Below are 25,025 nucleotides of genomic sequence, written 5' to 3'. Positions count from 1 at the left end.
GCGAAAACCGTCTGTAGAGACGTCGGCGGCCGTCCTTGTCATCCAAGGGAAGACGACGATTGGAACCTTCTGCCGGCCGCAGGACACCTATATATCACCGCACTTCAAAAAAAGGGAGAGAAGAACCAATGAAAAGCTTCACTAAAAAAAGCCTGATTCCGCTTTGTATGGCCGCCGTAATGACCTTATCCGCATGCGGCACGAACGCCGGTCAGCCGGCCGCCGAAGGAAGCGGCAAGGATGCTGCGCAGCCGGCAGCGGGAAGCAAAGCCCAAGAGCCGGTCAAAGTCGTCTGGTGGCACTCGATGAGCGGCGAGCTCGGCAAAGCGGTGGACAAGCTGGTAGCCGACTTCAACGCCTCGCAAAGCAATGTGACCGTCGAGGCCGTATTTCAAGGCACCTACGACGAAAGCTTAAACAAAATGAAAGCGTCCATGGACTCCAAAAGCGGCCCTACGCTGATTCAGGTCTATGAGGTCGGCAGCCGTTTCATGATCGATTCCAAAGCGATCACGCCGATACAGAAATTTATCGATCAAGATAAATACGACTTGTCCCAGCTGGAAGAAAATATATTGAACTACTACAAAATCGACGGCAAGCTGAATGCCATGCCGTTCAATACGTCCAACCCGATTTTGTACTATAACAAAGACATGTTCAAAGCGGCCGGACTTGATCCGGAGAAGCCGCCGGTTACCTTCGACGATGTAGCCCAAGCCGCCAAAGCGTTGACCAAAGACGGCAAAACCGGCGCTTCCTTCGCCATTTACGGCTGGCTGATGGAGCAATTTTTCGCCAATCAAGGCGCAGATCTGCTCAACAATAGCAACGGGCGCAAAGGCATCGCTACCGAATCTCTCGTGAACGGCGAAGCCGGCGTGAAGACGCTGACCTGGTGGAAGCAGCTGGTCGACGATAAAGTCGCGCTGAACCTCGGACGTAAAACCGACGATACGAAAAAAGCGTTCCTCGCCGGACAAATCGGCATGACGCTCGACTCCACAGGCTCGCTGCGCGGAATCGTCGACGGCGCGCAAGGCAAGTTCGAGGTCGGCACCGCCTTCCTGCCTAAACCGGCCGACGCCAAGGACGGCGGAGTGATCGTCGGCGGAGCCAGCCTGTACGTTTTGAACAACCGCAGCGAAGCCGAGCAGCAAGGCGCCTGGCAGTTCATCAAGTTTCTGGCCGAGCCTAAACAGCAGGCGTACTGGCATGTCAACACCGGCTACTTCCCTATAACCAAAAAAGCGTACGACGAGCCGACCGTTAAGGAAAACCTCACCAAGTATCCGCAATTGAAAACGGCCGTCGAACAGCTCCACGCCACGAAGGCGAATACGGCGACCCAAGGCGCGGTCATGGGCGTCTTCCCCGAAGCGCGCCAGTTGACCGAAACGGCGATTGAAGAAGTGCTGAACGGAAAGAAACAGCCGAAGGAAGCGCTGGACGCCGCAGCCAAGGAGATTACGTCCAAGCTTGCCGCTTATAACAAAACGGTGGCTCCGTAAGCGCCGAATCTCCCGCGCTGCTGCAAGGAAACAAAGATGCCCGCCCCACTGCCGAAGGAGCAGCAAGGGGCGGGCTTTTTGGGGCGCCATAGCATTGGTGCATTTTCGGGGTTCCCCGCGAAGTACCTTACACAGCTTCAAAGCCTAAGCCCCGCTTTCCGGGGCTATTTGGCTTAAGCTGCGTTCCCGAGGAGGCTCCGCTTCATCCGCAGCGGACCTGTTAAGCCGTTTTGAATTGGGACAGCAGCTGCTGCAGCTCGTCTGCCATTTCCGAGAGCGATTGCGCCGATGCTTGGACTTCTCCTGTCGTCTCCAGTTGGCCCTCAGCCGATGACGATACGTTCTGCGAGTAAGACGCGTTCTCTTTGGCAATATACGCCACCTGCTGCACAGCCGCCGTTATTTGCTCGGCTCCGGCAGAAATCTCCTCGGACGTTGCCGCCATCTCCTGGATCTGAGAAGCGATATGGGAAGTCGACTGCAGAATTTGACCGAAGTTCTGCTCCGTCTCCTTAACCAGTTCGATACCTGACTGCACTTCCTCCTTCACCTTGCCCATCGCTTCGCCCGATTCGCGAATGCCGGACTGAATTTCGCTCAGCAGCTTGCCGATCTCATCGGACGATTGGCCGGATTGCTCCGCCAGCTTGCGCACTTCCGCCGCAACGACGGCGAAGCCTCTGCCCTGCTCGCCGGCGCGCGCCGCTTCAATCGCGGCGTTCAGCGCCAGTAAGTTCGTCTGATGCGCCACTTCTTGAATCGCCTGCAAAATGCTGCCGATTTGATTCGATTTCGCCTCCAGAAGGCGAACCACCTGATCCGTCTGATGAACCGAATTATGAATCGAGCTCATCTGCTCGACCGTATTCTGTACGAAGGTTTCCCCGCTCTCCGCCTGCTGCTTCGTCCATTCCACGGACTCGGCGATCGACGAAGCGCTCTCCGCCATACGGCTGATGCCGTCTCCCACTTCCTCCATCGACCGGGACGTCTCTTCCATCGTGACCGTCTGCTGATCGGCGCCGTTAACGACATCCTTCACGGTCGTGGCGATCTGCGCTGAAGCTTGCTGCATCTCCTCGTAGCTAGTTTTCAGTTGTGCGGCGGATACGGTCACCAATTGGGAATGCTCATTAATTTTAAGAATCATTTGTCTCATGTGGCCGGTCATCTGTTCGAAGGCTCTGCTCAATTCGCCAATCTCGTCCTGCCGGGACATCGACAAGTTCGTTACGGTCAGATCCCCGTCCGAAATCCGTTTGGCCGCTTCGCTCATCGATTTCAGCGGTTTAGACACATGCCTTGCGATGAGGAAGGACACCGCAAGTCCCAGCACGACGGCGATAATGCTGAGCGAGATTACCCACGTCATGCCGGACTGGTTCGCTTCTTCAAGCTCTGTCGCCCATTCGTCCGCATGATTCTGCAAATTATTGGTGAACACTTCGATGACCATGCTGCACGCCATCAGATGCTTGTCGGCTTCCTGGATCAGCGTCAAGCCTTCGGAACCGTGCTGCTGGGCCGCTCTCAAGATATCGGGGAACAGCTTGGCGTACTGATTCCAGTCGTTAAGAAACATTTTAGCCAGGTTGGCGTCCTTTTCGGTGACAGCCAGATCATCCACCTTTTTGGTCTGTTCATTGATTTGGTCGAAGAGCCCTTTGGCTTTATCCGGCTGCGACAGCACTTCATCCGTTATGCCCATGGAAGCCATATCGTTCGCGGCTTTATCCTGCATATTCAGCTGAATCCGCAGCATCAGGTCGTCAAGCTCCTTCAGGTCATGGTTCAAATTGCCCAATGCGATGACGCTCGGGAGCCCTTTTTCCGTCATTTGCTGCGATTTTTGTCCCATCGTCGTCATCTTCGTCATAGAAGTGCCTCCGATAGCGGATAACAGCAGCAAAATAACGATAAAGCTGGCGAACAGCTTCTTGTACAGCGTAAGCCGCACGTTCAGCCTCCAATTCAACTTCAAACTTTTCTTTACATTCATTCTCCACAGCCTCCGATGTTCGCTAGTTTCTATTTTTATGAAAGCGCCATTTCCTTTCATTGGGTATTTTGGCCCTCTTACTATTTCGACAAATAGTTCGAAATACTTTAGACCTTTGTCGAATTTTTACAATTTTTTTCTGAAAATTGCTCCTGAAACGATCTCGAAACGTATCTTTGTTCCTTTTTTGTTTAAAAATCCCATTAGATGCAAACTATAAATCGACAAAGTCTATTTTCGCAAAATTAGGTGACGTACGATGAGCCCTTCCAATCAGGATCATGAACCGCTAAAGCTCGGCACGCTGCTTGAAGATAACGTACAATTCGTCTTGCAGGCGCTCGGCAACAGCTCCGATATTAAAATTCGCCATATCCGAATCGATCTGGGAGGCACTCCCCTTAACGGAGCTATTCTGCATGTAGACGGCTTATCCAACCTGCATCAAATGCTGCAGTCGCTGTTGACCGATAACACGGCGCCGGATAAGGCTATCCGTTCTTCCGAGCAATTGCTCGAATATTACAAAGTCAGCGTCATTTCCGAAGGCTCGGTAGCCGATGTTACGACGATGCAGGAGCTGCTGGACTCCCTGCTGTCCGGCAACAGCATTCTGCTTGTCGATCATTGCAGCTACGGACTTTCCGTCGGAACGAAGGATCTGAAGGCGCGTTCCGTCGAGGAGCCGAATGTGCAGTCCGTTGTCCGCGGTCCGCGGGAAGGCTTCACGGAGGTGCTGACCTGGAACACGGCCATGATCCGCCGCAAAATCGCGAGCCATCATCTGTGGATCGAGAGCATGAAGATCGGAGAGGTGACCAAAACGGAAACGGCGATCATCTACTTGGATCATCTGGTGAACGAAGATGTGCTCTCCGAGGTGCGCCGCCGGATGTCGGAGATCGATATCGACGGAATTCTGGAAAGCAATTACATCGAAGAATATATTCAGGATAAGCATTTCAGCCCTTTCCCGACCGTCTTCAACACGGAGAGGCCGGATGTCGTCGCTGCCGGGCTGATGGAGGGACGCGTCGCCATTCTGGTGGACGGCACGCCGTTCGCGCTGCTCGTTCCCGCCGTGTTCATCCAATTTTTCCAATCGAGCGAAGATTACTACCAGCGGTCCGACTTCGCCACTTTGATCCGGCTGCTCCGATTTGTGGCATTCGTGCTGGCGATGCTGACGCCGTCCTTCTACATCGCCATATCGACATTTCATCAAGAAATGCTGCCTACCACTCTGCTGTATAATCTCGCCAGCCAGCGCGAAGGCGTGCCGTTTCCCGCTTTCGTCGAGGCGCTCCTCATGGAGCTTACGTTCGAAATATTGCGCGAAGCGAGCGTGCGAATGCCGCGTACCGTCGGGCAGTCCATCTCCATCGTCGGCACGCTGGTTATCGGCCAGGCTGCGGTCGAGGCCGGTCTGGTCAGCGCGGCGATGGTCATCGTCGTCTCGATCACCGCGATATCCAATTTCGTGCTTCCCGCCTTCAATCTGGGCATCGCCGCGAGAATCGTGCGATTCGCGCTGATGCTGCTGGCCGCATCCTTCGGATTGTTCGGCATTTTTGTAGGGCTCATTATGGTCGTGCTGCATCTGTGCAGCCTTTCGTCCTTCGGCATCTCCTATATGGGTCCGCTCGCTCCGTTTCGCCGGTCGGATCAGAAGGACTCCCTGATGCGAGTGACCTTTCCGCGAATGTTTACGCGTCCCAAAATTTTGCATCCGAGAAATTTGATCCGTCAAAAACGGCGGTAAAGAGGGGATAAGCATGAAACGCTTCTTGTCCGTAGGCCTCATCCTGCTGCTGATGACGCTGCCGTTGTCCGGCTGCTGGAGCCGCAAGGAGCTGAACGAGCTGAGCATTATCGTCGGCCTTGGACTCGATAAAACGGATTCGGGGTATAAAGTGATCGCACAGATCGTCAATCCGGGGCAGGTCGTCGTTAAGAAAGGCAGCGGCATCAATTTCAGCCCGGTCATCACTTATGAAGAAGCGGGCAGCACGGTTCCCGAAGCGCTGGCCCGCATGACGGTCAAGGCCCCGCGGCGGCTGTACTTCGCTCACCTGCGGATGCTCGTCATCGGCGAGAAGCTGGCCCGAGCCGGAATCAGCAAGCCGCTCGATTTCATTTCGCGCAACCGGGATATGCGGACCGACTTTTATCTCGTTGTCGCCAAAAATACAAGCGCCTCCGAGCTGCTGCGGATGTACAGCTCCATGGACCCTATACCCGCCAACAATCTGTACACCAAGCTGGAAGCTTCGGACCGGGTATGGGCCGCCACCGGCAAAATTACGCTGGACCGGCTGATCAAGGATCTGTCCAAACAAGGCAAAGATCCGGCCATCACCGGCATCGAGCTTGTCGGCAATCTGAAGGAGGGGGATAAAATCGGCAGCGTCCAGCGAATCGATCCCCCCGTCATTATGCAGTACACCGGCATGGCCGCCTTCAAAGCCGACAAAATGGTCGGCTGGATGGACGAGGGCGATACGAAAGTATGGAACTATCTTCAAAATGCGACGAAACAAACGACCGCCTACACCGCTTGTCCCGGAGGAGACGGGAAGCTTACCATGCAGATCGTGAATTCGCATGCTTCGATTCACCCGAAGCTGCAAGGCGGCAATCCGAGCTTCGATGTGCATATCCGACTCGAATACGATATTTCCGATGTAGAGTGCAGAACGGATTTGCTGGCCCCGTCTTTTCTCGTAGAGGTGAAGAAGCTGCTCGACAAGAAAGTAAAGGACCTTCTGGAGCAATCGATTCGGAAGGCGCAGCGGCAATTCCGCGCCGATATTTACGGCTTTGGCGATAAATTTCACAGCGCTTATCCGAAAGAATGGCATCGGATCAAAAATTGGGACGACCGGTTCGCCGATGCCGAAATTCACGTGTACCCCGAAACTATCGTCAGGAGAATCGGCACCATTCTGCAATCGGTGCAGCATGAAACGGAGGATTGACCGCTTATGTGGCTGCTGGTCGGTATAGTCGGCACGTTGCTCTGGATGGGCTTCATCGAGCTGCCCCATTTGTGGAAAGACCGGAGACGGAAAGATATGTGGGTCACGCTCGTGCTGATGCTGCTTATCTGCGCGGTCGGCATGGCCAAAGCGCTCCATCTCCTCCTTCCGAATCCGCTGGACTGGATTGCCGCCGTCATCGGTCCGTTCGCCAAGGCGGTATATGCATGCTTTGAATGAAAGGTGGGAAGACAAGTGAGCCGATCGGGAGCTATCAGCATCCGCGCCTTCACCGTACTGGTTATTTTTTTCATGGTTGGAACCTCCATTCTTATCGCGCCGGCCGGGCTTGCCGCCGATGCCAAGCAGGACGCCTGGCTCGCCTGTATTGCGGGGGTTCTGTTTAACGCTTTCGTCGTGCTGCTGTACGGATATCTCGGCCGAAAACTGGGGTCCCTGACCTTGGTGGAATATTGCCGTAAGACGCTGGGAACCTGGGCAGGAGGAGCGGTCGCCTTAGGATTCGTAGGTTTTTTTTACTTGCTGGCCGCCCTGATGGTCGGGGATATGGGCTATTTTCTGACGACGCAGACGATTCCGGAAACGCCGATCGAAATTGTCCAAATTTTATTCGCGCTGGCCCTCATCGGTGCCGTTCGCGCCGGGCTCGGCGTATTCACGCGGGCAGCCGAAATTTTTTTCCCGTGGATGATCATTTTATTTCTGATTCTGATTATCCCGGTCATCCCGAAGTTCGAGCTGAGCGGCTTTACCCCGATGCTGGAGTACGGCGTCAAACCGGTAATGAAAGGCGCGTTCAAATTTTACGGACTACAGGAAATGGTCGTCCTGCTGATGATCTATCCTTATGTCGTTCATGAACGCGGGCGGGGAAGGGCGTTCTTTTTCGGGGTGCTTATCGGCGGCTGCTTTCTCATCGTCACGACCGTCGGGAGCATCGCCGTGCTCGGGCCTTCCTTGACGGCCAATCAGTTGTTTCCGGCGTACACGCTGGCCAAAAACATCAATATCGGGCAGTTTCTGCAGCGGGTGGAAGGGATGATGATTTTCATTTGGGTATTGTCGATTTTTCTGAAAATCTCAATCACTCTGCACGCCTCCGTCTTGGGCTTCGGCCAGCTTCTCGGGTTCAAAGATTATCGTCCGCTGACCGTCCCGCTGGCCTTCGGCCTGATCGTTCTGTCGCTCATGTGCTATCCGAATACGCTGTTCATCCAGGAATTTCTGGCCAAAAACTGGTCTCCCTTCAATCTCATCTTCACCTTGTTTCTTCCGCTTCTACTGCTCGCGGTCTCTTGGGTGCGGCGCAAAAGCGCCGACCATCCTCTGTCCCAAAAATAAGGCGATACTTGCCTGAGCGCAGCATAAAGGTCTTAATATGACAACACAGCCCCCGCTGCGGTACGCAGTCGGCGGCTGTGTTTGTTGCGGGCTTTAAAAGGGTGGTGAAAAACACCGACTGCGTATGCGAAAGCATCTTCCGATTGCTGTTGTTCCCGAATTTCTTGAATGATCCGCCCTTGATTGGGTTGAAATTCAGGAACAAAGGCGAACGCTCCGCTTCTACAGATTGCTCTCGCTTACTCCGTCTGTTTTTTCAACGGACACTTTAAAGGCCCCGTTTATGAAAAGGCTCTCCCATATTGACATATTCGACATTGCGAACTTGAACGGACGAGCTGCCTATCGGCGTCGATACCGCACGGTTCTCGTCTCTGGCCGCAAGAAGCAGCTGGAACGCGTAAGGCGCCAGAAAAGAGATCTGGTTCCTGTCCGGATCGGCCTGATGCGGAAACACGATCGTAAACGACTCCTCGTCGGTATCCTCCAAGGTGGCAATACGACTGCCTATAAGTGCTACGGAATGCAAAGTTTCCTCTTCGAAATGAGCGATAATATGCTCAAGTGTCCGGGTATAGTCTTCGACAAACTGCTCGCCTCGCTTCTTCTCCTTCTCGTCGGCAAAATATTGATCGAGAAATTGAAACCGTTCTTCATCGAAGTATACGAGCTGGTTGATCAGCTGCGCCCGGGCCGATGACAACAGACTATGGTTCATAGTATGGATCACCTCCGCTGCGTATGACTTCGCCTTCCGTAAAATAACCGTTAAACGCTTTCATCCAGAATTCCTCCTTTAGCAAATAGGACCTCTCCGAAATGGCAGAAGTCCCTTTAACTATATTAACAGAATGATCCAATATTCCCAAGTCACCCGAATAAAGCGCGCCGAAAACGACGGATCGCAAGGCGGCTTCCCGCATCGCAGGAAAACGCAAGAGCCGTGTCGAAGTGAACTATGCAAAATAAAAAGGCTGAGGGGGAAAAGGCACCAATGATAAAATCCGTTACCGTGCAAGATTTGGTGAACCGCTTTTCGCTGGATGTGCTCGCCGGCGAGAAGGAGCTGCACCGCCAAATTACGAAATCGAAAACGCATCGGCCCGGACTTGAGTTTGTCGGGTACTTCGAATTTTTCTCGCAAGCGCGCGTACAGGTGCTCGGCAGCAAAGAAATCAATTACTTGCACACGCTCAGCGAAGAAGAGCGCAATTTGCGAATCGGCAATATCGTCAAATATCATCCGCCCTGCTTTGTCGTCACCCGCAATTTGGACGGCTTAAAATATTTAATGAAATACTGCGAGGAAGAGGGCATCCCGCTGCTTCGCACGCCGCATCCGACGAATAAATTTCTGGAGCTGATGGATATATTCCTTACCAAATCGCTCGCTCCGGAAATCGCGATTCACGGCGTCTGCGTCAACGTCTCCGGCATCGGCATTTTGCTGCGCGGCAAATCCGGCGTCGGCAAAAGCGAAACTGCGCATACGCTGATCCGCCGCGGGCATCGGCTCGTCGCCGACGATATCGTCGTGCTCAGGAAAACTAGCCCGGAGACGCTCATCGGCACCCATAACGGCAAGAGCAAGGAATTTCTCGCCCTCCGCAGCATCGGGCTGATCAACGTGTCCCGCCTGTACGGCCGCAAAGCGTTCCAGGAAGAAACGCGCATCGTGCTCGATATCGAATTGACGCAATGGGAAAACAATGCGCTCAATAACGAGCTGGAGCTGGAGCCGACATTCACCGATTACATGGATGTCCGCATTCCTCACCTCGAAATTCAGCTGCAGCCGGGACGGGACGTCGCCGGACTCGTCGAGGCGGCGGCGAACAACTGGTACTTGAAGCAGCAAGGCTACAGCGCCGTAGAGGACTTTATGAAGCGGCTTGAGAGCGATCATTGACGCGCTGCCGCGAGAGCAAGATGGCAAAAACGGAAGCCCCCGCCTATCGCATATTGGTAGACGGGGGCTTCCATGTGTTCCGGGAGCGGCGCGCGGCGCTGCGATCATGCCGAGGCGGCGTTCTGCACTCGCCTCGCGGACGGCACTATCGCAGAGGCGCCGGCTAGCGAGCGTCCGGGAGCTCCCGCCCTTCCTCCGGCAGCCCCGGCATCATCACGTCGGGGACTTCGAGAGGGTTCTCGTCCCTCCCATCCTGCACCCGCTCCTCTTCAAGAGGCTGAAGCGCGGGCTCTGCAAGCCACAGCCGGATCAGCTCGTTCAGCTCCCGGGCATTCCTCGTCGGAATCTCGTGCTTTGCCCCCGCAATCAGGTGGAACGCGCAATCGGGCACTCTGGTCTGTATCATTCGGGCATAATGGTGAAAGCTGATATCTTTCTCTCCGTAGACGAGCAGAACCGGGACGCGGATGGAGGTCAGTCTGCCCGTAACGTTAGAGGCGTAGCTGCAATCAAAATATTGTCTCATGCTGCGTATATCGCCGCGCATCGCTCCCTCGTACAGACGGCGGAACGTGCTGCGGCAATCGGCGTTGCCCATGGCGATGGCCGCGGAGAGCAGACGCTTCGCCGACATCTTGCACATCTGGCAAGCCGTCCAAAGGCGGAACTTGTTATACCAGTCGTTGATCTCCGGCATCGCGCTGATCAGAATGGCTCCGGCGAACCGCTCCGGGTACGCGAGCATCGCTTCCAATGCGGCGGAGCCGCCGGTCGAGTAGCCGCATACGTAAGCCTTGGGAATGTTCAGCGCATCCAACAGTCCGACCACATCCGCTGCGATCGCGGCATAGGTGATAGCTCCTTCAGGCTTGGTCAAGCCGTGCCCTCGTACATCGAATGTAATAATCCGAAACCGGTCCCGAAGCTCCCGCTGAAAAACGAATACTTCCCCTGTCAAAAGCGGCGGGTGAATAAAAACGATCGGAACCCCCGTCCCGACCGAATCATAATGCAGCACCGCACCGTTCACTGTTGCCATCGGCATCGTTATGCACCTCATGTTCAGGTTTCTTTATTAACGATAGCCTGCCCATTTTTGCTGCCAGCATACATAATTTGTAAAATCGGACCGGTATTGATTGGCCCGTCCCCAGCAATCCAGCTTAAGTCGCCGCGGAAGCATTGTTGCGCTTCTGAATCGCATGAACTCCCATCACGACAAGAATCAGGCGTTTCGGTTGATGATTCTTCTAATTTCTTTTACGATAACGAAAAGAGATATGTTTCAGCGGCGGCGCACTTTCCGCTTCTCTCACACCGCCCGCGGCTCGGGCAAGCGCCGCTGCCGCTAGTATAAAACAGAGCAATGATTCATTTTATCGCGAGGAGGAGGCCGATCATGTCTGACCGTCATACCGAGGCTTCTATCGAATCGCTTCTGGGCGCACAGTTCGTTCATTCCGCCAACGCAGGCAAAGCGCGCTGCGAGCCGGGCTGGCATTGGCAGCCCATGCGGCCTCTGCCGGATTACGACTTATGGTATGCGATGTCCGGCAAAGGGCAAATGACCGTGAACGGGACGAGCTATCCTATCGGGCAGGGCAGCTGTTTTCTGCTGAGGCCCGATGATCAGGTAGAAGCGACGCAGGACCCGGTCGATCGTCTTAACGTTATTTTTATTCATTTTTCGATTATCGACCCCTTCCGCCAACTGCCGTTCATCCCCGCTATGCTGCCGGAACGCCATACGGTTGTGGCCGATACGCTGCTGTTCGAGATGCTGCTGAACCGCCTGCTGCAATTGGTCCATTCGGACACTCCGTGGCGCGTCGCCGAGTACGACTTGATCATGAAGCAGCTTATGATGCAGCTCCTCCGCTTTCAGCAAACGGACAACGCCTCCATGACAGGCAAGCATCGGCAGCTCGTTGCGAGGGTGATCAGCTACATCCGCGAGGACCCGGGTCGGCGCGTAAGCCACAGGGAAATCGCCGGGCAGGTCGGGCTCTCCCCCGAATACTTGAGCGTCTTGTTCAAAAAATATACCGGAACCTCCATCAAGGAATACATTACGGACGCTCGTCTGGAGCGGTCAATGCATTTGCTGATGGAGACTCCGATGAATGTCTCGCAGGTGGCCGAAGCGCTCGGCTACTCCAACGTCTATTTATTCAGCAAGCAGTTCAAGGAGCATTACGGCTCACCGCCTTCGCAGTTCAAATGGAAGTCCGAGCCTTCGAAGGCGCATGCGCAGCAGGAAGACCAAAAATAGCCGATATCGGCTTAAGTATAAAAAATAGCGCATTCCCCCCATTTTGCATCCGCTCTCGCTAAGCTAATATAAAAGCAAGCAAACGAAGGGAGGAATGGAAGTGAGTTCCAAATCAACGCCGCGCACATTACACTCTTACGAAAATCAAGATGAAGAACAATTGGCGCGTCACATTGCCGATACGCTCTACCGCTACGACTCCGTTGCGTCAGACCGTATTTCGACGCTCGATCAGTTGACCGAGCAGCATGTAAGGCAGTTCTGGGAACGCGGATATCTCGTCGTCGAGCAGGTGTTAAACAACCAGGAAATCGACTCTTCGCTGGAAGCGATCATGGATGTCCTGTTCGGAAGGTCGACAGGCACCAAAATTCAGTTCGTGAAACCCCGCTCCGAGCTTCATACGGAGGAAGAGATCGAGCTTGCCGCCCGCAAGCTGCACGATTACGTAGATCATGAGCCTCGGCTGAGAGCTGTGGCCCATCATCCCGATATTTTGGCGGCAATGGGGAAACTGTTCGGAGAAGCTCCGAAAGTGGCGCAGGATCAGGCGATATTGAAACCGCCTTCCGGCGGCGCCGAGAAGCCTTGGCATCAAGATATGGCTTACGGCAACCTGGCTTACGACAAATCGGTGATCGGCATCTGGATCGCGCTTGATCCCGCCGAGCTGGATAACGGCTGCATGCACGTCATACCTTACTCTCATCGCGACGGGGCCGTCCCGCATTACGCGGTCCGCGATTGGCAGCTGTGCGACGTGGCCGTCGAGGTCGAGCAGGATGTGGCGGTTCCTCTGAAGCCCGGAGGCGCGCTCATTTTCTCGGGATTGCTGCATCACGGAACGCCGCCGAACTTCTCGGCCAAGCGCCGCCGTTCGCTGCAAATCCATTATGCGCCCGAATCCGCCAAAAAGCTGACCCCGCAGGAATATAAGCGGATGTTTACGAACGAGATGACCGGGGCCGAGTGTTAACGAAGCCGCGCCGACTCGCCGCGCCGAAGTACGGCTTACAGTGAAAACGAACGCAAGCCGAAAACCCCGAAGCGGCTTCCCCAGCTTCGGGGTTTTCGTGACGAATGCGTGATGATAAGAACCGGGCCCATCCGGACAACGGAAATCGCGCTGTTACCGAAGCTGTCCTTGAAGGCATGCGATCCGGGTCAGCGGGCGTAAACCGAGCCCGTCTCCGGTTTACAGTTCGACGATGACCCGTCCTCTCATCCGGCCCTTCAATATTTCCGCTGCGTATCCGGGCACCTCGTCCAGCCGGATGCGGCGGGCGATTCGCTCCAGATGACCCGTCGACTTCAGCGCCGCCGCGGTCCGCTCCCACAGCTCGTAGCGAAGCTCGGCCGGGTATTGGACCGAGTCGATGCCGAGCAGGCTGACGCCGCGCAGAATAAACGGATGCACCGTCGCCGGGATCTCCCCGCCGCCGGTCAGGCCGCTCACGGCCACAGCGCCTCCGTAACGGACGGAGGCGAGAATATAAGCGAGCGACCGTCCGCCGACCGGATCGACGGCCGCCGCCCATCGCTGCTTCTCGAGCGGCCGGATCGCCTCCGGGCTCAGCTCGCTGCGCCCGATTATCTCCTGCGCGCCGAGGCTGCGCAGGTAGTCATGCTCCGCGGCCTTGCCCGTGGCAGCCGCGACCCGGTAGCCCTTGGCGGCGAGCAGCGCCACGGCGAAGCTGCCGACACCGCCAGTTGCGCCGGTGACCAGCACAGGGCCATGCTCCGGCCGAAGGCCGTTCTTCTCCAGGCGGTCCACCGACATCGCCGCCGTCAGACCGGCCGTGCCGATCGTCATCGCCTCGTAGGGCTCGAGCCCCGCGGGCAGCGGCACGACCCACTCGGCCGGGACGCGGGCAAGCTCGCTGAGCCCGCCGAAATGCGCGACGCCGAGATCGAATCCGGTGACCAGCACAGCTTGTCCGGCTTGAAACCGTGCGTCGGCCGATTGAACCACGAAGCCGGCCAGATCGATGCCCGGCACATGCGGGTAGCTGCGAACGATCCCTCCGTTCGGAATACAGGCCAGCCCGTCCTTATAGTTGACCCCCGAGAAGGCTACGTGAATCAGCACGTCGCCCGCGGGCAGGTCCTCGATGCGCAGCGTCTTCACGCCGACCTCGAAGCGTTCTCCTTCTTTTTCCACGACCAAAGCTTGAAACGTATCGGATTCGGATTTCCACGACATGCGCTGCCGCCCCTTTCCTCGTCAGTAATCGGCCATAGAAACGCCCGGACGGCACTTTCAGCTTGCTCACCCGCGCCGAAAGGCCGTTATGACCGTCCTGCAAAAGCAAAAACTTTATAGACCAAGCAAGCTCTTATGAACTTTTATGACGACCTTGCGGATTTTTTGATCCTGACCGACGCTGCAGCACGGACGATGAATGTCGCCGGGATAAAATACCGCAAACAACCCCGGCTTAAGCACAAGATCGCTCTCCGCCCCAACCTTGCTGTAAAAAGCGATATCCCTGGTATCAAACGATTCTTCGGAAATAACCGCTTCCTCCGATAAAGGAACGACGCGGATCAGTTCTTCCCCCGAAAGCAGAAGCTGAATATCCGTATAAGTGCGATGCGATTCCGGCCTCTGCCGCTCCCACCCTTGCGTGAGCGGTTCCTGCAGCAAAGCGAACATCAGCTCGCCGTCGATTTCATGCTTGCCGAGCGGCAGCTCACTGAAATCGGTGCTCCGTATATATTGAAGTCCTTTCGTAATGGCCTCCGGATAAACCGTCTGCTCGCGTTCCCACTGCTTCAAATCGCTAAAAATCATTTGCAGCTACCGCCTCTCCCTGGAATGGTGTGGCATATGAACTTAACCTGTGAACAATCCTGATTCATTTCCAGTATACCGTTATCGCGGCAAAAGAAAAAGCGCCCCCGACGCCGTCATGACGCCCAGAAGCGCCATGATTTATGCATATCCCTTCATTGCAAGCGGCCGACCAATTCAGGCAGCTACACACTTTGTTCCTACTTTTGTCAAACGTTTTCTGATTTTTCCGACAATATTCGAGCGAAAGTATGTTATAATGAAATCGTAAACAAAAACTAGCCGCCGCGTTCGGACGGCTTAACATCGACTCCTTCTGGTCGATGCTTGCAATGAAACCGTTCGCTTTGTGCCAACGGTGCAGACGAGAGAGAAACTATCGACCGGCCCATGTCCGGCTTTGCCGGTTTATCGTGACGGCGCGGCCAGTGCTAGGGTGCGGTCAAACCAATTCCTACGGAGGTGGCTGTCATGCTATTCTCTAAAATTCTCGTTCCCTTCGACGGCTCGAACTTATCTCGCAAAGCGCTCTCCAAAGCAGTGGACATCGTACAAGAAACCGCTTCCCGCGAGTCGGGAAAGCCTGTCCTGGAAGTCCTTCATATCGTACAGGACGTATCTTACGCTATGGGTACGACCATTACCGTCGACCCCAAAATCAGCCAGGCCGTCATCGACGAAGCCAAACAAATGGTGCCGTCCGACGTGCAAGCCAGCTTCGCGATCGAATACGGACAGCCGGCGAACACGATTCTAAACTATGCGAATGATAACGGCTTTGATTTTATCATTATGGGCAGCCGCGGGCTTGGAACCATTCGCGAGTTTTTCCTTGGCAGCGTTAGCCATAATGTCGTGCAAAACTCCAAAGTGCCTGTCCTTATCGTAAAATAATTTTGAAACCGAACGCAGCGCGGCATCGTTTGCCGTGCTGCTGTTCTTTGGGAAAACGCCGCTTGTAAGCGGCTGTCGCCCGCAGGCTTCAAGCATTCGGCTGGAGAATAAACCGGCGGCGAGATGGGGACGTTAATCTAACAAAGATTTGAAACGGAAACAACATGTGAAGTTGCGGCACGATTTTTACATACTGAAGGCTTCAACGGCCGATGCGGCAACATATAATGACGAATAAGAGGTGCTTGCTATGTTCTCCAACATTCTTGTCGCTTACGACGGCTCCGACTTGTCCAGAAAAGCGCTGGATACCGCCAAAAGACTGGCCGCGGCCGCGGCGCGGATCGAAATTCTCCATGTGTATCAAGTGCCGCTAATTATCGTAGGGGAGGCCGTAATCACGACCCCCGCCCTGCAGCAGCATTATTATGAGCACGAGCAAAAGATCGATAGTGAAATAAACAGGCTTATTTCCGATTTGCCGTCAGCCAAGTCGATCATTAAGCAAGGCCAGCCCGCCAAGACGATCCTGGAGCACGCCGCCGAGAACGGCAACGATCTGATCGTTATAGGCAGCAGGGGATTGACGGCCATCGACGAGCTGTTCCTCGGCAGCACAAGCCATAACGTCGTTCAACATGCCAAAACTCCGGTGCTGGTTGTAAAGTAATCTTTTACCAAAAATCGCATACAACAAATAGACCGTCCTTCTCAGGATACGGTCTATTTATGCTGCTCCGACGCCGCTCCTATGTTCCTAAGACGTTAGCCGGCCGTCAATGAATAGTCTCTTGATCCAGCAGCAGCAGTTCTTCGGGCTATGCCCCCTGCTCCTCATCCGCCTGCTGCCGATCCCGCCATACTTGCTCCAAAATCACGGCTATCATCGTTCCCAAAATCAAACCGTTGCCAAGCACATAGCGGAATACCGAAGGCATCGTTTCGAACACCGAGGCCGGCAAAATCATCGCTCCGCTGCCAATCAAAAGCGTAATTCCGAGAATGGAGGTTCTTCGCTGATCGAGCGGATTCCTCGTAATGGATTGCAAGCCTACACCGACCAGATTGACGAAAGAAGCCATGACCGACGCATAAGCTACCGGACTGGGCAGCAGCGCCAACAACCGGATCAGCAGCGGCACGAAAGCGACTCCCGCAAGCAGGATGCAAGCGGACAAGTAAGGGCCCATTTTCTTTTGGCCGGTCATCCGGACGAAACCGACCGAGCTCGACAGCGGTACCGTGCCGACCGTAGAAAACGCGCCGGACAGCAGTTGAACGACTCCGCCGACGACTCCGCTCCTATCCGCTTCCCGCCGCTGGGCCGCTGCCTCTCCTCCATCCTTCCGCTCATTCAGCACTTGCTTCATAGCCGCGATGCTCGCAATCGTGTTCGACATTAGAATGAAAGCGATAATAACCGCGGAAATCGCCATACCGCCGTCCCACTTCGGCGCTCCCCAGGCGAACAGCGCCGGCAGTCCGACACCGGCGTCCGCGCTAAGCTCTGTGCTTTTGCCGAGCGCGTAATATGCGATGCAGCCGAGTACGATGCCTATGAATACGGCGTAATTTTTAAGCCAGCCGGTGCCTTTGACGGATAAAACGAGAATAACTATAAACACGCCGAACGATACGATGGACGTCACGGCGTCCAAATGCGGCGCATCTCCGCTCAAACCGAGCATCCCTTGCAAAAAAACGCCGCCAAGCTGCAGCCCCAGCAGCAGCAAGTACACTCCCGTAACAAGCGGGGTGAACAGCTTGATCATCCATCCGGTAAGCCCCGTAACGACGAATAAAATCAATATGATTCCGGCTGCCAGCATCCCCGTCTCCAAAGTCTGAAGCGTGGAATAAGCCCCGCCGGCGCCCGCGCTCTGTTTGGCGATTTCCGCTCCGAGAATGGCGAACACGCCGAGCCATGTCCCCGCAGGCCCATCCGGAATCGGCAGCCGATGGCCGAATACTCCCTGAAGAAAGGACCCTGCTCCCGCAACGAGAAAAGTACGCTGCATCAGCCCGATGACTTCGTTGGCTGGCAAATGATAAATTTGTCCGATGACGATCGGAAGCGTGACCGAATTGGCCAGTAAAAATACGAGCCATTGCAGAGCTCCGACTCCGTCGTTCCAGATTTGACGCTTCTGTTCCAATCTTAACATCTCCATTTTTGCTGTAATCATAATTTATATTTCAGTCACATCTAGGCTTTCCTGCCCCGTCAGCATATTTATGAAAGCGAGCAGCGTCTGCGACATCCATTTCTTCGGATGCAAGAGCAGCCGCAGTTGGAAGCGGATTTCCGGATGCTCGAACGGGATCATCGCCAAGCTGCCCCGCCGCAGCTCTTCCTCTACCGCAATCTGCGGCAGGAGCGCTATGCCGAGGCCGTTCATGACGCAATGCTTGATCGCCTCCAAGCTTCCGAGCTCGAAGCCGATCCGGTACGCGATCCCGCTCTCCTTAAGCACTTTCTCGAAGGTGCTGCGATACAGGCAGCTGCCCTCCGAGACGATAAGCTCGCAGCCCTCCAGATCGCCGAGCGCCGCCGCCGTTATGCCCGTCAGCGGGTGGCCGGGCGGAGCGACCAGCACGAGCGGCTCCTCGCGCACCGTGATGCAGCGGAGCGCCGGATCGGCCTGACTGCGGGTGCGCTCAAGCAGCAGGGCGACGTCATACTCGCCCTCCTTGACTTTGGCGACCAGCGCCGCCTCGCTGTCCGGCAGCAGTTGAATGCCGAGGCCGGGATACCGCTGCCTCAACTGCTGCAAATACGGCGGCAAATAGTACGCCGCCAGCGAATCGATAGTGCCGATCGCAATGGCGCCGCTCACCTGGTTCGCAATCGCTTCCTTCGATTGGTCGTACAGCCCCAGCATCTGCACGGCCAGCTTGAGCAGCGCCTCGCCCGGCGGTGTCAAGCGAAGCTGCTTGCCGTAGCGCTCGAACAGAGGGACGCCGTATTCCCTCTCCAGCTTCTGGATCTGCATCGTAACGCTCGATTGAGCGTAGCCCAGCTCTTCTGCGGCGCGGGTGAAGCTTGCGCGCTTCGCCACCTCGCGGAACGTGCGAAAGTAGGTTAGATCCATACGGCAGCGCCTCCATTATCAAAATTTTCGATGATAACTATCACTTATTATAGCTAACACTGATAATGAAATCCATGCTACAGTGAAAATATCAAGTGAAACGGATCGTGACGGCAAATGCGGAAAAGCTCGCCGAACCTGTTTCCAGGCTGGTCAGACGAAAGGCGCTGCAGCCGCAACCATCGAAGGAGGGCGTCCTTATGTTAACCGAACAACAGCTCAAAGGCATTTATGTCCCTGTCATTACCCCGTTTCATCCTAATGGAGAAGTAGATCTGGAGTCATTCCGCAAGCTCGCGGATCGGCTTATCGCGGACGGAATTCACGGTCTTGTCGTCAACGGTACGACGGGCGAGTCCCCGACGATCACCGGGCTGGAGCTTGAAGCTTTAACTTCGGAAGCCAAGTCGGCGATTGGAGCCTCGCGCCTGCCGCTTGTGCTGGGCACGGGAACGAACGATACGGCCTCTACCGTCAAAAAGACGGAGCAAGCCGGTTTACTGGGAGCGGACGCCGCTCTGGTCGTAGTGCCTTACTATAACAAGCCTTCGCAGCAAGGGATTATTGAGCATTTTCGGCGGGTCGCCGAGACGGGAGTACCCGTAATTCTATATGAAATTCCGGGAAGGACGGGCGTCGCCCTGGAGGTGGATACGGTTCGCGCCATTCTGGAGATGGACGGCGTCATCGGCTTGAAGGATAGCTCGGGCGGCATCCAACTCGTGTCGGAGCTGTCCCGCTGCGGATCGAAGCCGGTGCTGTGCGGCGAGGACGCTTACTTCTACGCGTCGCTCTGCTGCGGAGCCAAAGGCGGCATGCTCGCGTCCGCCCATATGGAAACCGCGCGGTTCGTGGATATCTACAACCGCTTCGTCGCTGGCCTCGCGGGCGAGGCCAAGATGGAATACGACGAACTGCTGCCGCTGATCCGGCTGCTGTTCGCCGAGCCGAACCCCGCTCCGCTCAAATGGCTTCTCGCGGAGCAGGGCGAAATCGCCAGCGGCACGCTTCGCTTGCCGCTGACGACGATCGGCGCGAAGCTGCAGCAGCAGCTTCAGCCTTACGCCGGAGCATGACGGGCGGGATCTTCCCGCCGCGGCTCCGGCCTCAAGGCGCCGGCTAGTCGCGGCGCCCGCCCTTCGGGAGGACCCAGAACCGGTCCTCCCGGCTTAACACCTCGACGGGCGATTCGAAGAAGCTCGACAAGTTCCGCTCGGTCAGCACCTCGCTGACCTGCCCGGAGGCGAATACCTCGCCCCGGCGCAGCAGCAGAGCATGGCGGAACATCGGCAAAATCTCCTCCGTATGATGCGTAACATAAAGCAATGTCGGCGCATCGGGCGATTGGGCCAGCTGGTCGATCGCTTCGAGCAGCGCTTCCCGCGAGAACAAATCGAGGCCGTTGCATGGCTCGTCCAGAATAAGCAGCTTCGGCGAGCTCATCAGCGCCCGTGCGATCAATATTTTTTGTTTCTCACCCTGGGAACAGGTCTGATACTGCCTTCCCCGCAAATGAATGCAGCGCATCTGCTCCATTAACCCGTAAGCGCGGTCCCAATCCTCTTCCCCGGGCTTTTCATACAACCCGATAGTCGCATATTTGCCGCTGACGACGATTTGCTCCACCTTGTCCGTTCCATACAATTTCTCCTGCAAAGACAAGCTCACCCAGCCGATGGACATGCGCAGCTCGCGCAAATCCACAGTGCCGAAGGGATGCCCCAGCACCGACACTTTACCGGTCGTCGGCCAAATATAACCGTTAACAATATTAAGCATCGTCGTCTTGCCCGAGCCGTTGAGCCCGAGTATCGCCCAGTGCTCTCTCGGACGAACCTGCCAGCTAATATCCCTTAACAGCTCGTTTTGTTCTCTCCGATACGTGATGTTTTGCAAATCGATTACATATTCCATGCGGCTTCCCTCTCCCTCTTGTTATCCGATCATCTGATGTTTTCTAGCATACCACAATGCATCTTTTACGGCTACCCCCAATCTTGTCATCTATCGCTTCCGGACCGTTCGAAAACTATGGATGACCTGCGTCTCCCGCTCGGCCGCAGCCAGATCTCTTCGAAGGTCGAACACAGACGCTTTAATCAGCTCAAAACAAAAGGCGTCCCTTCCTTCGGGTCGCCTTTTGTTCGCATCGGGATGTTCGGTTACAGCAGCGAGATAACAAGCAAATTGTAGAGCACTAACGGCAAAATAACGTCATTGTAAACAGGCGACGGGCCGCCCCATGGCCCCCATGGGCCGAAAAATCCGCGGGCGTTCGGATTCGGAACGCGCAAGTACAGATGGTCGTTGTCCATATGGGCGATGGTTCCTTCATGAACCTGACCGTCCACCGTTTGGACGCGAATAGGCCGGTTCGAGGATTTGCGGCCCGCGTCGTACAGTTGCTCCCGCGTGCGTTTCACCGATTGCACGAAAGCGGGATCGGCTTGGTACAGCGTTTGCTGCGGCTGAATGAATTGGCTGCTCATGTGACATCCCTCCGAATTCATTGTCTCGCAACATCCTATGCGCTTGCCCGCCATAGTATGCTCTTGACCATCGGCCTAGTTGCTTTTTTTAATCAAGTCCGGCTGTCCGCCGAAGCTCATATGAAGTGCGCGGTTGACGATATGCCGGGCAAAACGCCTGAGGCGCCTCCAGGCCGATTCCATAGAAAGTTAGTTACATGGAGCGATAATATTCGCCGAGCTGCCCCGTCAACTCAACCAGCTTGTCCTTAAGAAACGCGGGGGCGATAATCCGGATCGATCTCCCGTAGGAAAGCAGCAGATGGGGAATATAAGCTGCCGCCGCCCCCTCCTCCACCCGAAAATGCGCCTCGGTTGCCGACCTCTCCGCCAGCCCATGTCCCAAGTACCAATGCGCGCACAAGTCGTTAATCGCCTGCTCCAAGCCCGCAATGTGCAGCGGGATCAGCCGGTCCGGACGCTCCTTATCCGGCAAAAGCGCGCTTAGGAAAAAGTCTCTCGCCGAAAACGCGGGCGGGCGAATCTGGCGTCCGTGCGGGTCAAAGCGCGGATGCGGTCGACGCGGAAGCTGCGGACATCCCCGCGCAAATGGCAAAAGCCGACGATATACCATTTTCCTTTCCAATACACGAGACCGTAAGGATCGACTCGCCGCTGCTCGGCGGCAAGCATGCTCGTTTTCGCATACTGTATCTCCATCGTACAGCCTTCCGCCACGGAGCTCTCCAGCTCCTGAAGGCAGGGCTCCCGGGAGCGGTCCGCGGGAGGCTGAATGACATCGAAGCCGATCAAATGCTTGTTGATTTCCTGCAGCTGCTCTTCGCTCGTATACATTTTGAGCTTGCCGACCGCCTTCTGCAGCGCCTCGCCAAAAGGATACCCCGATTCCTGCGCGAAGACGGCCGCGTGAATGAGCGCTTTCTGTTCCGTCATGTCAAAAAACAACGGCGCCTCGTTGAACTGGCCCAGCAAGCTGCAACCCCCGTTATGCCCGGAATCCGCAATGATCGGGACGCCGCTGGCGCACAGCGCATCGATATATCGGTACACCGTTCGGATATGAATCTCCAGCTCCTCCGCCAGCTGCTTGGCCGTTACCCGTTTGCGATCCTTCAGCAGCCATAAAATCGCCAGCATATTATCCGCCTTGGACATCGTCTGTACCCTTCCCCTTCCCGGCAAGCTGCGAGCGCGCCGATTTCATTTTATTTCCATTTGTCCGCCGATTCAATCTCTTCCTGCTGCACCCGCGCAAAAAAGCTTTGCACGAACTCCCGGAAACTTCGCGCCGCCATCGAATGATAGCGGTCCTCCTTCCAGGCCAGACCGATCGGCCGACGGCAGACCGGCTCTGCGATTCGCAGCGGCATGACGGAAGTATGATCCCAGAAACGCAAATTCAGCATCGTGCTGAACGAGATGCCGAGCCCCGCCTTCACCAGGCTGCGCACGGAGGCCGGCTCGTCGATTTCGTAGGCGATGTCCGGCTGAATGCCCGCCCGTTCGAAATAGGCGTCGGTCCAATCGCGCAAGTTGTTGCCGCTCTTCAGGTTGATGAAGGTTTCGCCGGCGAGCTCGTCCAAGCGAACGGAAGACCGCCCGGCCAGCGGATGCTCGTAGGGAACGATAAGAATGATTTCATCGTACATGAGCGTCTGCCACCGGATGCCGGGATATTCGATAGGCATGGAGGCGATGCACAGGTCCAGCTCGCCGCTGTGAAGCCGCTCGACCATCGTCTGCAGCGAATGCTGATGGACGCGGAATTTTACCTGCGGGTGCTCGGCTCCGAACGCCTTGAGCAGGTCGCCCAATATTTGCGTAGCCATGACGCCCAAAGAGATATGCCCGCGCTCCATCCCCGCCAAGTCTTTGACCTCCCTCAGCCCGTCCTCGATGTCCGCCAAGGCGCGGTCGATATGCTTCAGAAACGCCCGGCCGAACGGGTTCAGCTTAATTTGGCGTCCTTGGCGGTCGAACAGCGGAACTCCCGCCTCGCTCTCCAAGCGGGCGATCGTCTGGCTCAATGCGGGCTGGGCAACGGCAAGCTCCTTGGCTGCCCGCGTCATATGCTCCTGCCTTGCTACTGCTTGGAAATATTTTAATTGCAGCAGTTCCATCGTTCATCGTCCTTCTTCCGGCAATTATCGTCTAACGAAGCCAATCCATTGATAAGTTTAAGCTTATGAATTTATATTAAAATTAATATTTTTTTATATGGAAAATCAAGCGTAGTATAGAAATGTCATGAACAAAATATCGTGAACAAAGCGTACAGTTAGGCGGTTTACTGAATAATGAATGATAAAGTTACGATTCCCGTATGGGCGCTAGGCTCGTTTCTTGTCGTTATGAATACGACGATGTTCAACGTTTCGCTGCCGGATATTATTAAAGAGCTGCATATTACAGCCGCTCAAGGTTCTTGGATCGTCTCCGGCTACTCGATCGTATTTGCGTTGTCGACGATTATTTTCAGCCGGCTGTCCGATTTTATCGCAATCCGCAAGCTTTGGACGATAGGGATTTCACTGCTCGTCGCAGGCTCCGTCATCGGCTTCTTTTCGGACAGCTTCGGGCTCATCCTGTTCGCCCGGCTGTTTCAAGCGACCGGCGCCGGGGCGTCTCCCGGCCTAGGGATGGTGCTGGCCAGCCGCTATGTGCCCTACGAACGGAGGGGCAGAGCGATCTCGATGATGGCCTCGGGCAGCGCGCTGGCGTTCGGCCTTGGCCCCGTTATCGGAGGAGCCATTACTCAGTATATGGGATGGCATGAACTATTTCTGGTCACCTGCCTCGTGCTGCTTCTGGTGCCTTTTTTATTAAGGCTCATTCCGAAGGAGACGCTGCCCCGGGTGCGCTTCGATTATGCCGGCGCGGCTCTTATCGTCATTACGGCATCCAGCTTCTTGGTTGCGGTCACACAGCTTTCCGTGCCGGTGCTCGCGATCAGTCTGCTGGCATTGGCGGTAACGCTGGTCCATCTGCATCGCGCGGAGAAGCCCTTCATCCCTCCGGCGCTGCTGCGCAACGCGTCTTACCGGAAGCTGGTAGCGGTCGCATTTATCGCCTTTGTGCTGAACTTGTCCATGCTGTTTTTAATGCCGTTAATTTATTCGAACGTGTTCCGTATGGGGGCGGCCTCGATCGGCCTGCTTATATTTCCCGGGGCATTCCTGTCCGCTTGCCTTATGAAGCTCGTCGGGCGCTGGATCGACCGTCACGGCAATTTTCGCTTTCTGATCGCAGGACATTTGCTGCTCGCCGTCTCCATGCTGATTATCGCCATGTGGCTTCATGTGTCGGCCGTCGCTACGCTGGTAGCCTACATCGTCTTTGCGCCGTCGCTCTCCGCGGTAACTTCGGCGCTGTCCAACGAGGTATCGCGCATTTTGCCTAAGGAGCTGATCGGCTCGGGGATGGGGCTTACCCAGCTGTCTCAATATTTGGGAGGCTCCTTTGCGGTCGCCGCCTGCGGGCTGCTGCTCGTATGGCAAAAGGATCTCTCGCCCGCCGACGCTTTCCAGCATATTTATTTCATTCTGATCGCTATGTTATTCATATCGTTAATGATGCTGGCGTCTTATAGAAAAGCGGACCGTCCCGCGAAAGATCGCGCAACTGCCGCCGCGGAGTAAGCAAGGAAGCGGCTGTTCGCAAAAAAAGGACCTCATGCCCGTCTCGCAGCGGGGATTTGAGGTCCTTTTTTTCACGTCTTGCTTGCG

At 55.6% G+C, this 25,025-nt stretch carries 22 protein-coding genes and 1 pseudogene; 12 read left to right on the top strand and 11 right to left on the bottom strand.

Annotated elements, in window-relative coordinates; all coding sequences use genetic code 11:
* Positions 1–128 precede the first annotated feature (128 nt).
* Positions 129–1,511, top strand: coding sequence for an ABC transporter substrate-binding protein (locus N0M98_RS17940; protein ID WP_249860780.1), 1,383 nt, complete (start codon positions 129–131; stop codon positions 1,509–1,511).
* Positions 1,512–1,731: 220 nt separating this feature from the next.
* Here N0M98_RS17940 and N0M98_RS17935 read toward each other — a convergent pair whose 3' ends face one another.
* Complete coding sequence (locus N0M98_RS17935) at positions 1,732–3,510, bottom strand: methyl-accepting chemotaxis protein (RefSeq protein WP_259618730.1); 1,779 nt, start codon at positions 3,508–3,510, stop codon at positions 1,732–1,734.
* 259 nt (positions 3,511–3,769) lie between these two features.
* Here N0M98_RS17935 and N0M98_RS17930 point away from each other — a divergent pair, with 259 nt between their 5' ends.
* Genes N0M98_RS17930 through N0M98_RS17915 form a run of 4 tightly spaced genes read left to right on the top strand, consistent with a single transcriptional unit; the run spans position 3,770 to position 7,850 of the window.
* On the top strand, positions 3,770–5,272 hold the full coding sequence (locus tag N0M98_RS17930) for a spore germination protein (protein ID WP_259618729.1): 1,503 nt from the start codon (positions 3,770–3,772) through the stop codon (positions 5,270–5,272).
* 13 nt (positions 5,273–5,285) lie between these two features.
* On the top strand, positions 5,286–6,488 hold the full coding sequence (locus N0M98_RS17925; RefSeq protein ID WP_249860777.1) for a Ger(x)C family spore germination protein: 1,203 nt from the start codon (positions 5,286–5,288) through the stop codon (positions 6,486–6,488).
* Positions 6,489–6,494: 6 nt separating this feature from the next.
* Entirely contained in the window at positions 6,495–6,728 is a 234-nt protein-coding gene (locus N0M98_RS17920) for a hypothetical protein (protein ID WP_259618728.1), read from the top strand.
* A gap of 15 nt (positions 6,729–6,743) precedes the next feature.
* The gene (locus tag N0M98_RS17915) at positions 6,744–7,850 is read left to right on the top strand and encodes a GerAB/ArcD/ProY family transporter (RefSeq protein WP_259618727.1); all 1,107 of its coding nucleotides are present in this window, start codon (positions 6,744–6,746) and stop codon (positions 7,848–7,850) included.
* A gap of 268 nt (positions 7,851–8,118) precedes the next feature.
* Here the strand turns inward: N0M98_RS17915 and N0M98_RS17910 are convergent, their stop codons facing one another.
* The gene (locus N0M98_RS17910) at positions 8,119–8,568 is read right to left on the bottom strand and encodes a GreA/GreB family elongation factor (protein WP_249860774.1); all 450 of its coding nucleotides are present in this window, start codon (positions 8,566–8,568) and stop codon (positions 8,119–8,121) included.
* A 279-nt stretch (positions 8,569–8,847) separates the two neighbouring features.
* Here N0M98_RS17910 and hprK point away from each other — a divergent pair, with 279 nt between their 5' ends.
* The gene (gene hprK, locus N0M98_RS17905; protein WP_249866402.1) at positions 8,848–9,759 is read left to right on the top strand and encodes an HPr(Ser) kinase/phosphatase; all 912 of its coding nucleotides are present in this window, start codon (positions 8,848–8,850) and stop codon (positions 9,757–9,759) included.
* 163 nt (positions 9,760–9,922) lie between these two features.
* On the opposite strand, the gene N0M98_RS17900 is transcribed toward hprK, so the two are convergent.
* A complete protein-coding gene (locus N0M98_RS17900; protein WP_259618726.1) occupies positions 9,923–10,804 on the bottom strand; it encodes an alpha/beta fold hydrolase in 882 nt (293 codons plus the stop codon).
* Positions 10,805–11,158: 354 nt separating this feature from the next.
* On the opposite strand from N0M98_RS17900, the gene N0M98_RS17895 reads away from it, so the two are divergent.
* Both N0M98_RS17895 and N0M98_RS17890 read left to right on the top strand, forming a co-directional pair.
* Positions 11,159–12,031 carry a helix-turn-helix domain-containing protein gene (locus N0M98_RS17895; protein WP_249860770.1) on the top strand — a complete coding sequence of 291 codons (873 nt, stop codon included), beginning with the start codon at positions 11,159–11,161 and terminating at the stop codon, positions 12,029–12,031.
* A gap of 100 nt (positions 12,032–12,131) precedes the next feature.
* A complete protein-coding gene (locus N0M98_RS17890; protein ID WP_259618725.1) occupies positions 12,132–13,007 on the top strand; it encodes a phytanoyl-CoA dioxygenase family protein in 876 nt (291 codons plus the stop codon).
* Between the two features lie 219 nt (positions 13,008–13,226).
* Here the strand turns inward: N0M98_RS17890 and N0M98_RS17885 are convergent, their stop codons facing one another.
* Positions 13,227–14,234 carry an acrylyl-CoA reductase family protein gene (locus N0M98_RS17885; RefSeq protein WP_259618724.1) on the bottom strand — a complete coding sequence of 336 codons (1,008 nt, stop codon included), beginning with the start codon at positions 14,232–14,234 and terminating at the stop codon, positions 13,227–13,229.
* Between the two features lie 114 nt (positions 14,235–14,348).
* Positions 14,349–14,825 carry a NanQ anomerase/TabA/YiaL family protein gene (locus N0M98_RS17880; RefSeq protein ID WP_259618723.1) on the bottom strand — a complete coding sequence of 159 codons (477 nt, stop codon included), beginning with the start codon at positions 14,823–14,825 and terminating at the stop codon, positions 14,349–14,351.
* A gap of 471 nt (positions 14,826–15,296) precedes the next feature.
* On the opposite strand from N0M98_RS17880, the gene N0M98_RS17875 reads away from it, so the two are divergent.
* Together N0M98_RS17875 and N0M98_RS17870 are read left to right on the top strand one after the other, a co-directional pair.
* A complete protein-coding gene (locus N0M98_RS17875) occupies positions 15,297–15,719 on the top strand; it encodes a universal stress protein (RefSeq protein ID WP_259618722.1) in 423 nt (140 codons plus the stop codon).
* Between the two features lie 250 nt (positions 15,720–15,969).
* Positions 15,970–16,389 carry a universal stress protein gene (locus N0M98_RS17870; RefSeq protein ID WP_259618721.1) on the top strand — a complete coding sequence of 140 codons (420 nt, stop codon included), beginning with the start codon at positions 15,970–15,972 and terminating at the stop codon, positions 16,387–16,389.
* Positions 16,390–16,537: 148 nt separating this feature from the next.
* Here the strand turns inward: N0M98_RS17870 and N0M98_RS17865 are convergent, their stop codons facing one another.
* Both N0M98_RS17865 and N0M98_RS17860 read right to left on the bottom strand, forming a co-directional pair.
* Positions 16,538–17,875: a purine/pyrimidine permease gene (locus N0M98_RS17865; RefSeq protein WP_259618720.1), complete on the bottom strand. Its 1,338-nt coding sequence runs from the start codon at positions 17,873–17,875 to the stop codon at positions 16,538–16,540.
* 33 nt (positions 17,876–17,908) lie between these two features.
* Positions 17,909–18,811, bottom strand: a complete 903-nt coding sequence (locus N0M98_RS17860) for a LysR family transcriptional regulator (RefSeq protein WP_259618719.1) — start codon at positions 18,809–18,811, stop codon at positions 17,909–17,911.
* 200 nt (positions 18,812–19,011) lie between these two features.
* Here N0M98_RS17860 and dapA point away from each other — a divergent pair, with 200 nt between their 5' ends.
* Positions 19,012–19,887, top strand: a complete 876-nt coding sequence (gene dapA, locus N0M98_RS17855) for a 4-hydroxy-tetrahydrodipicolinate synthase (RefSeq protein ID WP_259618718.1) — start codon at positions 19,012–19,014, stop codon at positions 19,885–19,887.
* A 43-nt stretch (positions 19,888–19,930) separates the two neighbouring features.
* Here the strand turns inward: dapA and N0M98_RS17850 are convergent, their stop codons facing one another.
* The 4 genes and pseudogenes from N0M98_RS17850 to N0M98_RS17835 form a co-directional block, all read right to left on the bottom strand.
* Complete coding sequence (locus N0M98_RS17850; protein WP_249860761.1) at positions 19,931–20,725, bottom strand: ABC transporter ATP-binding protein; 795 nt, start codon at positions 20,723–20,725, stop codon at positions 19,931–19,933.
* A 248-nt stretch (positions 20,726–20,973) separates the two neighbouring features.
* The gene (locus N0M98_RS17845; RefSeq protein ID WP_249860760.1) at positions 20,974–21,300 is read right to left on the bottom strand and encodes a hypothetical protein; all 327 of its coding nucleotides are present in this window, start codon (positions 21,298–21,300) and stop codon (positions 20,974–20,976) included.
* A gap of 193 nt (positions 21,301–21,493) precedes the next feature.
* A pseudogene (locus N0M98_RS17840) lies at positions 21,494–22,455 on the bottom strand (helix-turn-helix transcriptional regulator).
* 50 nt (positions 22,456–22,505) lie between these two features.
* Positions 22,506–23,420: a LysR family transcriptional regulator gene (locus tag N0M98_RS17835; RefSeq protein WP_249860759.1), complete on the bottom strand. Its 915-nt coding sequence runs from the start codon at positions 23,418–23,420 to the stop codon at positions 22,506–22,508.
* 177 nt (positions 23,421–23,597) lie between these two features.
* Here N0M98_RS17835 and N0M98_RS17830 point away from each other — a divergent pair, with 177 nt between their 5' ends.
* Positions 23,598–24,938, top strand: coding sequence for an MFS transporter (locus N0M98_RS17830; RefSeq protein ID WP_259618717.1), 1,341 nt, complete (start codon positions 23,598–23,600; stop codon positions 24,936–24,938).
* Positions 24,939–25,025 lie beyond the last annotated feature (87 nt).

This window comes from Paenibacillus doosanensis (genome assembly GCF_025060755.1).
GTDB lineage: Bacteria > Bacillota > Bacilli > Paenibacillales > NBRC-103111 > Paenibacillus_S > Paenibacillus_S doosanensis.
This window is presented reverse-complemented; position numbering and strand designations above follow the sequence as displayed.